The sequence below is a fragment of the Parasutterella secunda genome (genome assembly GCF_016901835.1).
In the GTDB taxonomy this organism is placed as follows: Bacteria; Pseudomonadota; Gammaproteobacteria; order Burkholderiales; family Burkholderiaceae_F; genus Aphodousia; species Aphodousia faecavium.
The window spans coordinates 1-12501 of record NZ_JACJKX010000008.1; the positions used below are offsets into that span (position 1 = coordinate 1).

11 protein-coding genes are annotated in these 12501 nt (G+C 46.5%); 9 read left to right on the forward strand and 2 right to left on the reverse strand.

Going from position 1 to position 12501, the window contains the following annotated elements; genetic code table 11:
* Positions 1–78: 78 nt before the first annotated feature.
* Both H5985_RS05260 and H5985_RS05265 read right to left on the reverse strand, forming a co-directional pair.
* The gene (locus tag H5985_RS05260) at positions 79–315 is read right to left on the reverse strand and encodes a hypothetical protein (RefSeq protein ID WP_205050266.1); all 237 of its coding nucleotides are present in this window, start codon (positions 313–315) and stop codon (positions 79–81) included.
* Positions 316–390: 75 nt separating this feature from the next.
* Positions 391–2385 carry an acyltransferase family protein gene (locus H5985_RS05265; protein ID WP_205050267.1) on the reverse strand — a complete coding sequence of 665 codons (1995 nt, stop codon included), beginning with the start codon at positions 2383–2385 and terminating at the stop codon, positions 391–393.
* A gap of 105 nt (positions 2386–2490) precedes the next feature.
* On the opposite strand from H5985_RS05265, the gene H5985_RS05270 reads away from it, so the two are divergent.
* The 9 genes from H5985_RS05270 (at position 2491) to H5985_RS05310 (ending at position 12501) form a co-directional block, all read left to right on the forward strand.
* Positions 2491–4530 (forward strand): M3 family metallopeptidase, encoded by a 2040-nt coding sequence (locus H5985_RS05270; protein ID WP_205050268.1) that lies wholly within the window; start codon positions 2491–2493, stop codon positions 4528–4530.
* An 8-nt stretch (positions 4531–4538) separates the two neighbouring features.
* Positions 4539–5324 (forward strand): exodeoxyribonuclease III, encoded by a 786-nt coding sequence (gene xth / locus H5985_RS05275; protein ID WP_205050269.1) that lies wholly within the window; start codon positions 4539–4541, stop codon positions 5322–5324.
* Positions 5325–5375: 51 nt separating this feature from the next.
* On the forward strand, positions 5376–6215 hold the full coding sequence (locus tag H5985_RS05280) for a lipopolysaccharide kinase InaA family protein (RefSeq protein ID WP_205050270.1): 840 nt from the start codon (positions 5376–5378) through the stop codon (positions 6213–6215).
* A 12-nt stretch (positions 6216–6227) separates the two neighbouring features.
* Complete coding sequence (gene nadX / locus H5985_RS05285) at positions 6228–7034, forward strand: aspartate dehydrogenase (RefSeq protein ID WP_205050271.1); 807 nt, start codon at positions 6228–6230, stop codon at positions 7032–7034.
* Between the two features lie 107 nt (positions 7035–7141).
* Entirely contained in the window at positions 7142–7627 is a 486-nt protein-coding gene (locus H5985_RS05290; protein ID WP_205050272.1) for an adenylyltransferase/cytidyltransferase family protein, read from the forward strand.
* Positions 7624–8613, forward strand: coding sequence for an extracellular solute-binding protein (locus H5985_RS05295; RefSeq protein WP_205050273.1), 990 nt, complete (start codon positions 7624–7626; stop codon positions 8611–8613). The genes H5985_RS05290 and H5985_RS05295 overlap by 4 nt, the downstream gene beginning before the upstream one ends.
* Positions 8614–8626: 13 nt before the next feature.
* Positions 8627–9634 (forward strand): ABC transporter ATP-binding protein, encoded by a 1008-nt coding sequence (locus tag H5985_RS05300; protein WP_205050274.1) that lies wholly within the window; start codon positions 8627–8629, stop codon positions 9632–9634.
* Positions 9631–11199 (forward strand): ABC transporter permease subunit, encoded by a 1569-nt coding sequence (locus H5985_RS05305; RefSeq protein WP_205050275.1) that lies wholly within the window; start codon positions 9631–9633, stop codon positions 11197–11199. The genes H5985_RS05300 and H5985_RS05305 overlap by 4 nt, the downstream gene beginning before the upstream one ends.
* Positions 11200–11211: 12 nt before the next feature.
* Positions 11212–12501, forward strand: a complete 1290-nt coding sequence (locus H5985_RS05310; RefSeq protein ID WP_205050276.1) for a CDP-glycerol glycerophosphotransferase family protein — start codon at positions 11212–11214, stop codon at positions 12499–12501.

Consider the following 12501-nt stretch of genomic DNA (forward strand, 5'->3'; position numbering starts at 1 on the left):
ACGGCCGACGAAAACGCAAAGAGAAATTTTCACCTTGTTTGATATCCCGATGAACACTAAAGCTTGGCCTTCAATGCTCTAATTAGGATATACCTCATGAAAATTTAGGTTATTAACGTCCAATACGTTGTTTTTAAGATGATAGTCAAGCTCGCCTTTGAGCGTACTCTCAAGGAATTTCTGGCCGCACTTTTTAATGAAATCAGATAGATCTTCGCTGGTCAGGGCTGCCCCACCGCGTTGTTGCATTTTGTCGAGAACATACGATTCAATGAATGAGTCGAAATCCGATGGGGCTTTTTTCTTTTGTGTCATAAGGTTTCCTTTTGCGGGCATGCCCGCTCAGTTTAATGAAAATCCTTAGACACAGATTTTTTTACATACTCCTCCTTATAGACCTTTTGTCTTGGAAAGTATTTTGTCTCTAATCAATGGCCAAGTAAGAGCGTTTCCTTCTGCCGATAAATGATCGTCGTCTTTGTACAAAATACGACCTTGCTCAATAACTTTACAACTTTCTGATGAGCAGAAAATATCCTCAATATCCAATAAAGAAACGTTCGACCAATTTTTTGCCTCATCTAAAAGAATCTTTTTTGCATTCAAGTAATCTTGGCTAAGATCATACCGGGAGTATTTGCACTCTGGCATTGCAGGGAGTAGAGATACTCTCTGCAGTGGCATGCACCTTTGCATTACTGTTTCCGGAACCGTAGGGTTATCCAGTACTAAAACAACTTTCTTATGCATTTCTGCTAGTCGTCGAAATGTTTGATTCCAATAAAACTTAAGGTTTTGCTCTCGAGTTTCAAAACTTTTCGGTGAGAAATGTATTGGCAAAGCAAAATAAGCTTCCCAATATCCTCGAATAACCACAACCTTTATTTCTGGAGACTTTTCCAATGTTTCCCAGATCTTGTTTACGGCATCTACCGTATATGCACTTCTATTTTCTGGGTAACAATCCTGAAAAATTAAACTTCCATCATTTGCAACAAAGTAATAATCATACGGTTCATCTAAATGCTTTAAATGTTTCCACAACAATCTTGCGTGTGAGTCTCCAACAATGAGTACACTAGGATTATCTCCAACCTGTTTACAAAAATATTGTTCATGACCAAACTTTTGCAAACACGAATCAGTATGAAAATCATTTTTGGGGATATCTTCCCTTGCCTTTTGAATATTCTCTGGTACTCCCGCAAATAACAATTTGTCAACTGCGTCAACTTTCCGCACAAGTTCCTTAGAACCCATACTAGCAACAAGCAATATCATTATGAGAACAAGAACTAACTTCCACGAGGCTTTCTTACTACGCATCGGTCGCTCAATCAACGTATAAGTCAGATAGGCCATTAAAAAACTTAAACTTATCAACGTTACCATCAACCAACCCGTCGGCAACTCACCCGCAAGGTTATTTCTGAAAATACAAATAAAGGGCCAATGCCACAGGTAAAGCGGATAACTGATTAAACCAATAAAGACCGCCACTTTATTGGAAAACACGTACTTGTTCAGATAAGCATTAGTACCAGCCGCAATGAGTAAAACCGAACCCACTGTCGGGAACAAAGCCCGCCAACCCGGAAAATCCTTTCCTTCTTCAAAAAACGCTATAGCAAAAATAATTAATAAAAGACCTGTGACAGAAAAAACATTATCAATGCCCACCCCCTGACACTTTATTTTTTCCTTGTAATCAGGCCACTTCAATTCCACATAAGCCAGTACACCACCAATCAGCAATTCCCAAAAACGGGTATGTAACGAATAAAAAGCTCTGACAGGTTCATTAGCCGTATCGTATAAACAGAGGCCTAAGGAAACCAAAAGCATGAACACCAGACTGGCTAAAAACCGTTTGGCACTGACTTTCCAGAGTAAAAAGCAAATCAACGGATAAAAAATGTAGTACTGCTCTTCAACACCCAGAGACCAAAAATGCATGAAGGGTTTCAGTTCTGTGGCCGTTTCCCAGTACCCACCTGTCGTCACATATAATCGCCAATTTTCCAAAAAGAAGGCTGCATAGGGCGATTCTCTGACTAAGTCTTCAAGTTCGTATGGTGTTAAGAAAAAGAAACCTAATAGGAAACTACCGAGAATAACTACTGTTACCGCCGGAAAAATTCTTCTGACACGTCTGGCATAAAAATCAAAGAAACTGAATGTTCCGAGCGTTAGACCTCTAAAGATAATGCTCGAAATCAAGTAACCAGAAATCACAAAGAAAATATCAACCCCAACAAACCCTCCGGGCAAACTTGAAGGATAAGCATGAAAAATCAGCACTGACAAAATAGCTAATGCACGCATACCATCAACGTCCGGGCGATATTTAGGACGAGAAAACGACTGTGGGTTAGGTTGATTCATTTAAAGGTAAGCAATTTCAGGAAATTCTGTAAAACTTATGGCCTCATTATAAGAAGAGAACTAAAACGCTGTAATATTGTTCTGTTTTTCAAATAGGCTACAAAGATGAGTACCAATCCCCTTTTATCTATCACTGATTTAATTGACTTTCCCGCTATCAAACCCGAACATGTCGTCCCCGGCATGAAAGCGCTGATTGATGACGCACAAAAAACACTCGCTGTCGTCACTCAAGATTCAACGCCTGCTACATGGGACGATGTGATTTCTCCTTTGGAGAAAAAAACGCTAGCTCTTTCTCGTGCCTGGGGTGCCGTGAGTCACTTGATGAGCGTTTGCGATGAACCTGAATTGCGTAAGGCTTATAACGAAGCGCTTCCCATTGTCACGCAATTTTGGATCGGGTTGTCTCAAAGTAACCTCTCGCAAAAGTACAAAGCCATTAAAGAAAGCAGTGAATTTAAAAAGCTTTCTTCCGTACGTCAGCGCATTATTAATGAAGAATTAATTGACTTTAAGCTTGCCGGTGCTTTCCTGCCCGAAGACAAAAAGGCAGAACTCAAAAAGGTTAAAGAAACACTTGCTCAAGAAAGTCAGAAGTTCTCTGAAAACTTACTGGACGCCACAAACGCCTACGGGCTTTTGGTTGAAGACGAAAAAGAGCTTGCAGGCATTCCCGCTGATGACATCGCTTCCTTTAAGGAAACCGCAGAAGCGGCAGGCCAAAAAGGCTATCGCATCACATTACAAGTGCCCCATTACCTCGCAGTTTTGCAATACGCCCAAAACAGAAAACTTCGCGAAACGCTTTATCACGCTTATGTCACGCGTGCCTCAGAATTTGACTTCGAAGGCAAATTTAACAATAACGACGTTATGCGTCGTATCGTGCAACTGCGTGAAGAAGAAGCCAAACTCTTGGGTTATAAAAACTATGGTGAGGTTTCGCTAGCCACCAAAATGGCCGACTCCCCCGAGCAGGTCATCTCTTTCCTTCGCGACTTGGCCCAAAAGAGCCTGCCGCAGGCTAAGACCGACATGGCAGAAGTGAAGACTTTTGCCAAGGAAAAATTGGGTATTGAAGATCCCCAGAGTTGGGATCTGCCTTACGCAAGCGAAAAACTGCGTGAAGCCCAGTACTCATTCTCTGACCAAGAGGTGAAGCAATACTTCACACTGCCCGCCGTCTTTAAGGGTCTTTTCGGCCTTGTGCAAACGCTCTTTAACATTCAGATTGTTAAAGACACGGCCCCTGTCTGGCACCCAGACGTACAATTTTTCCGTATTGAAAATGAGCAAGGCGAAAAGATCGCTCAGTTTTACATGGATCTCTATGCCCGTCCCAACAAACGGGGCGGCGCCTGGATGGACAATGACCGTACGAGAAATCGTCTCTACGGAGAGTTGCAAACGCCTGTGGCGTATCTCGTGTGCAATTTTGCCAAACCCGTGGGTGATAAACCCGCGCTTCTTACGCACGACGATGTGCTCACGCTTTTTCATGAATTCGGCCACGGTTTGCACCACATGTTAAGTCGCATTGAAGAGCCTGCTGCAAGCGGCATCAACGGAGTGGAATGGGATGCGGTCGAATGCCCGAGCCAATTTATGGAAAATTTCGCCTGGGATTGGACCGTGTTGGAAAGCTTAACGAGCCACGTTCAAACGGGAGAAAAGCTTCCCCGTCAACTCTTTGAGAAGATGCTGGCAGCAAAGAACTTCCAAAGCGCCATGGCGATGGTTCGTCAACTGGAATTCGGTCTTTTTGACATGCTGCTTCACACACAATTTAATGCTCAAAAAGACAGTATCCTGGATCTGTTAAATAACGTGCGCAAAGAAGTCGCCGTGACTCAACAGCCTGCCTACAACCGCTTTGCCAACTCTTTCAGTCATATTTTTGCGGGCGGCTACGCTGCAGGCTACTACAGCTACAAGTGGGCTGAGGTTTTAAGCAGTGACGCCTTCTCCTTATTTGAAGAAACCGGAATTCTTAATCCCCAAACCGGCAAAAAGTGGCTCGATGAAGTGCTTGCCGTGGGCAGCTCCCGCCCGGCTATGGAATCCTTCATTGCCTTCAGAGGTAGGGCTCCGAGAATCGATGCTTTACTGCGCCACAGCGGTATTAAGCCTTTCGCTAAATAAGGACTGTCATGAGAATTGCCACCTGGAACGTCAACTCGCTCAAAATGAGACTGCCTCATGTTTTGGACTGGTTAAAGCAGTCCGGGACGGATATTTTGTGCCTGCAAGAGCTCAAAATGACCGATGACCTTTTCCCGATCGAAGCCTTAAAACAAGAAGGGTTCGAAGCGGTCTGGTCAGGGCAGAAGACCTATAACGGTGTGGCAATTGTCTACCGTCGGGATAAGTTTTCCGCTCCTATAGACGTACAAAAAAATATCCCGGATTTTCCCGATGAGCAAAAGCGACTCATTGCCGCAACGTTTAAAGACGGTGCTGACACATTACGCATTGTCTGCGGGTACTTTCCCAATGGTGCAGAAGTCGGCTCTGAAAAGTTTGCCTATAAACTTGCCTGGCTTGATTCGCTCACCGAGTGGCTAAAAAATGAACTGACCCGATACTCGCAATTGGCACTCTTGGGAGACTTCAATATTGCGCCTGATGATCGTGACGTCTGGGACCCCAAAGGATGGGAAGGCAATATTTTAGTTTCTCCCCAAGAGCGTAAGGCCTTTCAAAATTTATTAGCACTGGGACTTTCGGACTCTTTCCGACTCTTTGATCAGCCTGAAAAGCGTTACACGTGGTGGGATTATCGAATGCTGGGTTTCCAGAAAAACCACGGTTTAAGAATTGACCATATTCTGGTCTCCGACGCTTTAAAAAACAAAATCAAAAGCGTCGACATTGATAAAGCGCCCCGCAAGTGGACCAAACCCAGTGATCACACGCCTTACTGGATCGAGTTTTAAGCCACGTGCGAGTAAGATAATCTTTTTAGCAATAAATTTGAGAAAGAACTCATGTATACACGCTGGAGTCCGGAATTAACCTCTCTGTTGGATGCCAAGTCCGGCACACAATCGGTCAGAATCAAAGACCTTGAGTATCACGTTTTACCCTGTGAGCATCAGGCAGCGCTTTTATCCATTGCCCCGAATCTTGATGACATCATCGAAACCGGCAATCGCCAGAAATACTCTAAAAAATCCACGGCAAGCCTTTTCAGTGTCAATGGCGAAACGTTTTTTGCCAAGCACGTACGCTTTCATCAAAAAGCGTTCGGACTGCGTTTCCGTTATTTTATTCAGCCTTCGAGAAGCTATTGGACAGCGGTTGTTGCTAAAAAAATTGACGAAGCCGGTATCGGCACCCCGAAAGTCTATGCCGTGGGAGAAAGGCGGACGCTGCAACTCATTTCCGACTCCTACATCATCACTGAAGCGCTCAAAGATGCCCATACGGCAACGGAAGTCGTGCGTCGACAACCCAACAGCTTCGATTTACTTCAAAGGGCAGGGAAACTTCTTCGCAGTCTTCATGATGCGGGCATCACCCACGGTGACATTAAGCTTGCCAACTTTTACGTGCAGGGAGACTCAATGGGATTTTGGGACTTAGATTCCGCGCTCGTTTTTGATTCTCATACTCCTGCCAAATGGATTATTCGCGATCTAGGCAGGCTTCTGTCCTCCTTTATCATCACAATTGATGCCATGCCCGAGACGAAGCCTGAATTTATGAATGCGCCTAAGATTGCTCAGGTGTTGGCTCAGTCTTACGGCATTGATGTCAATAAGTTTTTACCGTCTTACTATAGTTATTGGCTTAAAAAATCAAAGCTTCAACACGATTTCGGTTAAGGACATTTCAACATGGTCAAAAAGATTGCTGTTATCGGCGCAGGGGCCCTGTCTCGAATTTTTTGCACCCAAACCCAAAAACTGCTCTCGGATGATTATCGAATCGTTGCCGTGATGGCGAGACACTTTGAACACGCAGAGCGTTTGACCAAAGATTTAAACGCCAAAGCTTGTACTGACTTAACTGAACTCTTAGCGGAAAAACCCGACATCGTGGTGGAATTTGCCGGACGAGAAGCTATCAAAGACTACGCTATTGACGTTTTAAAAAACGGCTCGGATTTGGTCATCGCCTCAATCGGCGCTTTAGCTGACGATGATTTCCGTCACCGTCTCACCGATACTGCCCGAGGCATGAACCGCAAGGTTTATCTTCCCAACGGCGCAATCGGAGCGCTTGATCTCATGCAAACCTTCGCCTTAATGGGTGATGCAGAGGTCACGATCGGCAATACCAAAGCCCCGCGAAGTTTAGAAGGTGCTCCGTACCTTCAGGGACAATCCCTACCGACAGACAAAAAGACGGTTATTTTTGAAGGCTCTGTCGAAGATGCCATCAACGGTTTCCCCAAAAATGTCAACGTGGCCGTAGCAGCCGCTTTAGCTTCAGACACTCTTAGAGAGGCAACCGTACGGATTACGAGTGATCCTTTAAGCAGCGAAAACATTCACCGCATTGTTCTTAAAAATAAGCTCATGCGTGCTGAAGTCACCATTGCCGGCAAACCCGATCCCGCCAATCCGAGATCAAGTACCTCAACAGCTTGGAGTGTGGTGGCATTGTTGAAAAATTTAGCCTCCCCTGTTTCGTTTTACTAGCCTGGGTTCTCGCTTTCTACGTGTTTTTGACGACTTTTTTACGCCAAAAACAAGGATTAGTCCTATCATTTAAAGACTAAAAATTTAAAATTCTGGTGGTTATTCTTATGTCAGAACAAAAACGCCCGCGCGTGATGGTGGACATGTCCGCCACGTTGATTCATCACGGACACATCCGTCTTTTGAAAAAAGCAGCCGAAATCGGTGACGTTGTCGTAGCGCTCACAACCGACGATGAAATCAAGCGCACGAAGGGCTATACGCCGGAACTCAATTTTGAAGAACGAAAAGAAATTCTCGAATCAATCCGCTACGTCAAAGAAGTAGTACCGAGCCCCTGGCTCATTTCTTACAAATACATGAAAGAGCAAAACTGCGACCTTCTGGTTCACGGACACGACAATTCCAACCACATCCCTCAGGAAAAACTCGTGATCTTCCCGCGCACCGAAGGCATCAGCTCGTCGATTCTTCGCGAACGCGTGTTGGATTCCTTAATTGAGATGAACACGGATGCCAAACCCTCAAAGGCAAGCGACAAGGTAGCTCGATTCTTAATTGAATCGATCAAAAAGGAATTTCGTCTCGAATGAGCACTTTGCTCAAGGGCCTTTTCGGATTCTTCGTGGCCATCCTTTGGGTTACGAGCCCGGTCTTCGCTCGCGAAGAACTCTTGGTGTATACAGCGGTGGAACCGGAATTTCTCGCTGTCTACAAAGATGCCTTTGAAAAATTACACCCCGCAATCGAAGTGACCTACGTGAGGGACTCGGCTGGCCCCATTACCGCGAGACTTCTGGCTGAAAAAAATAACCCTAAAGCCGACGTGATTTTGGGACTGTCTGCCATTTCCCTGGAAAAACTTCGTGCTGCCGGCATTCTCTCTACTTATAAACCCATTAATGGTGAAAAGATCAACCCCAAGATGCGTGCAGCAGACTTCTCCTGGTTCGGCATCAACGCCTGGGGCGGATCGATCTGTGTGAATACCGAACTCTTAAAAAAAGAAAATTTACCGATTCCTACAAGTTGGCTTGATCTCACCGATCCCCGCTACAGAGGCAAAATAGTCATGCCAAGCCCCGTTGCCTCGAGCACGGGCTATATGTTTTTAGCAGGCTGGATTCAAGGCATGGGCGATAAAGGTTGGGATTATGTGCAAAGGCTGCACGAAAACATTCTCTTTTATACGGCCTCGGGCGCCCGTCCTGCGGCCATGATCGCTCAAGGGGAAGTGCCCATTGCTCTCACGTCCGAAGCTTTTATTCGACCCTTCATGCGCTTTTCCATTCCCGTTCAAACCATTGAACCCACGGAAGGCATAGCATGGGATGCCGAAGGCAGTGCGCTGCCAAAAGGTTCCAAACATCCCGAAGCGGCCAAAAAGTTTCTCGATTTTTGTGCTTCCGAAGCAGTGGCACAAATCGCTGCGTCCTTTAGCGGCATAGCCGCCATTGATCAATTCTCAACCGAAAAGGGACGAAGCATTGCCAATCGCTTTTTGCCGCTTGACTTTAATCGCGCCGACTCAGAAAAAAGCAATTTACTGACCCGTTGGCAACGTATTGCTCACAAGTAAAAAAGGATGCGCCATGAATGATTCTCTAGAGATCCGACATCTTTACAAAACTTTCGGTCAGACCGAAGTGTTAAAAGATATTGATGTGAGCATCAACGAAGGATCATTTACCTGCATTCTGGGGCCTTCGGGCAGCGGCAAAACCACTCTTTTGATGATATTGGCGGGATTGGAAGAGGCAAGTGATGGCGAAATTTTCTATCACGGTGAAAATCTCACCGATTTGCCATTAGAGAAGCGCCGCGTGGGCATTGTGTTTCAGCACTACGCCCTTTTTCCCAATCTGACCGTTAGAGAAAACATTCTTTTTGGAGTCAAAAATAACCTTACGGCAAAAGAAAAAGACGAAAAGCTCGCCCGGTTACTCGACTTAACGCATCTTGCCGGTCTTGAAAATCGCTACCCGGCTGAACTCTCAGGCGGTCAGCAGCAGCGCGTGGCGATTGCCCGAGCGCTTGCGATCAATCCCCGTTTTTTACTTTTGGATGAACCGCTCTCAGCGCTTGATCCCGCCAACCGCTCACGCATCGGACGAGAACTTCGTGAGATTCAGAAAAAAGCCGGCGTCACCTGCGTGATGGTCACGCACGACCGCACGGAAGCTTTAGCGCTATCGGACTATCTCATCATCTTAAATAACGGCCGTATTGAACAGGCAGGTGCTCCCGCCGAAATCTATGACCGACCGAAAAGCGCTTTTGTCGCGACCTTTGCGGGCGGCATGAATCTTATTGAAATGGCGGGGATCAACGAGGGGCAACTCACCGGTATCCGTTTTGCCGATGTCGGTGTCGCCCAAGCTACCGAATCGGCTCTTTCTCGCCCCTTTACGTTTACGGGCGAGTTAGTCGCTCAGGAATTTGCAGGCGACTTTGTCAGCGCGCACTTTCTCTTGAATGACTTTAAGACGCACATCACGGCGCTTGTAGCGAGAACCAACCCGGTTGCCGATGAAATGAAAACCGGCGCCCTTTACGCTGTCTCTCTGCCACGTGAGCGGTGGTGTGTTTGGAGTAAATGATGAGGCTCAAAAAGACGGCTCTTATCATTTTTGTTCTTCTGATCGCTTTTTTGGCATCAGGCGTACTGCTGCCTGCCCTTAACCTCACTGCGACCCTTTTTGAGGCTGAGTCTTTCTCGAGCTTTTTCTCGGGCTATTTCTTTAAGTGCCTCATCAATACCATACTCATGGGAACAGGCGTGGCTCTCATCGCTTGCCTGGCTGGCTTTTTCATCGCCTTTTGTATTGTCAGTGAAAACTCTCGGGCCGCCTTTTGGATGAAAACGCTTTTTCCCTGCGCACTTTTTGCGCCTTCCGTTATGCCTGCTATCGGGTTAATTTACTTATTCGGGTATAACGGTCTGATCGTTCAAACTTCGCTTTATGGGGCCGTGGGGATTTTTTTGGGTGCTCTCGTTTTTGTGCTACCGCACACCACAATGCAGCTTATGCTCGCCCTTGAGCGCTTTGATACAAGGCTAATCGATGCAGCAAAAAGCCTGGGAGCCGATACGCTCACCTGCATGAGAAAAATTTTGCTCCCTCATTGCAAAAAGGCCTTTATCAACGCTTTTTTAATCGCTTTTGTGCTCACGATCACCGATTTCGGTGTACCGAAACTTTTAGGCGGTAACTTCCCTATGCTCGCAACCGAAATCTACAATCTCGCGATCGGCACACAAAATATGCCCGCTGCGGCCTTTTTAAGCCTTTGGCTTTTTGCTCCGGCGGCTCTCGCTTTTTACTTCACTTCGCGCAATACCGATGCGACTTTAACCTCACAAACCATCAAACCCCTTCGTGCTAAGCGAGAAGGGATTTTCAGCGTTTTTCGGATTCTTGCCTGGTGCGCGATTCTTTATGAAGTGGCTACCATTGCGATTGTCATTTACGGCTCTTTTGTGACGTTCTGGCCCTACGTGCCGGCCCTCACGTTAGATAACTACGCTTTTCATAATTCAACCTACGGAATCAGACCGTGGTTTAACAGCGTGGTGCTTGCGAGCTTGGTGGCCGTTATCGGTACTCTTTTAGCTTTTACGGGTGCCGTCATCAAAACAAGGCTTAACTGTATTGCGCAGAGCCTATCAACCCTTTACACCACCTTGGCAACCTTTTCTCTTTGTATTCCGGGTACCGTTTTGGGCCTTGCCTTTGCGATTACGTATGCCGGGGTTTCTTTCTTTTCAGGAACCGTCGGCGCCATGGTGCTCTTAGTCTTTAACTGCATCATTCACCTTTTCACGGTGAGCCACCTCACCGCCACGCATACTTTGGAGACAATCGACTCGCGGTATGAAACGGTGGGGCAAAGCCTAGGCGTAGGCGTACTCTCGGTTTTAAGGCGTGTGACGTTACCGTTGGCCAAAACCGGCTTTCGGGAAGTTTTTTGCTATTTTTTTGCCTCGACACTGACTACCATCTCGGCTGTCGTTTTCCTCTATACTCCGCAGACTATGCCTGCAGCGGTTGCTGCTATTCAGATGATTGACAGCGGATTTATATCAGAAGGCGCAGCCATGTCGACGCTTATATTTTTCTCGGCGCTGGGCGTAAGGCTCGTTATGACGAAATGGATTCATTAACAGATTGAAACTATGGATAAATTTTTCAAAATTCTCTCAATAGCTGCGCTTGTGTACGCGCCGGTCAATGCCTGGGCCTACCTTGACCCGGGCACAGGCAGTATGCTGCTCTCGGTTTTAATCGGCCTCACATCAAGCGCCTACTTTTTAATCCGTAAGCTCCCCGGGATGATCCGTGCAGCCTTTTTTAAGCTCAACGGTAAAAAAGACGATCTTAAAAATAATTCGATCGTCTTTTATGCAGAATCAGCCGCCTACTGGTCAACCTTTAAACCGGTACTTGAAGCCCTGGCTAAAAAAGAAACCCGGGTCACCTATTTAACGAGTGACGAAAAGGATCCGGTTTTCAAAAGCGGCCTTGACAAATGGGTACACGCAAAATTCATCGGCAAGGGTCAGACCGCCTACACAGCTTTGGGCTTTTTAGAAGCCGATGTGTTTGTGCTCACGACGCCCGGCGTTGATGTATTGCAAATCCGCCGTTCCGCGGGTGTGAAAAAGTATGTTCATATCGTGCATGCCGCAGGCGACATTCACACCTACAAGTTCTATAGCTTCGATTACTACGATGCGTTTTACTGTTCAGGACCCGCTCAGGCAAAAAGCTTGAGAGCATTGGAAAACCTTCGTAAAACGCCCGCCAAAGACCTTCCCCTTTTAGGCTGCCCGTATTTTGACGGGATGCTTGCCCGAAAAACGGCTGACTTAAAGCCTGAAGACAATACCATTTTGATCGCTCCGACCTGGGGCAAAAACGGGCTACTTACTCGCACGGGTTCGATGATCCCGAAACTCTTGGCCCAAGCGGGTTATCACGTCATTTTGCGCCCACACCCGCAAAGCTTTATTTCGGATAAAGCGTTGATGGAAAAACTGGCCGACGAGCTCAAAAGTTTTGACAACATCGAGTGGGATCGCAATCCCGATGGGTTTAAGAGCTTAAGTCGCGCTCAGCTCATGATTTCCGATGTCTCGGGCGTCATTTTCGACTTTGCCTTTATTTTCCTGCGTCCGGTTATTTCCGTCGGAGCCGGTCCCATGAAAGACGGCTTTGAAGCTTGGGAAATCCCGCACGAAGCCTGGGAAATGCAGGCACTCGATAAGCTCGGCAAACGCATCATGCCGGGAGACGAAAAAGACATCCCTGCAACGGTTCAGTCTTTATTGGCCAGACACGAAGACATGGCCGAAGCTATTGAGGCTATTCGCAACGAAAATGTTGTCAACTTTGGTCATGCAGGCGAACCCATTGCCGACGCTTTAATTGATTTGGCTCACCAAGTTCATGCGGATAGAAAGTAA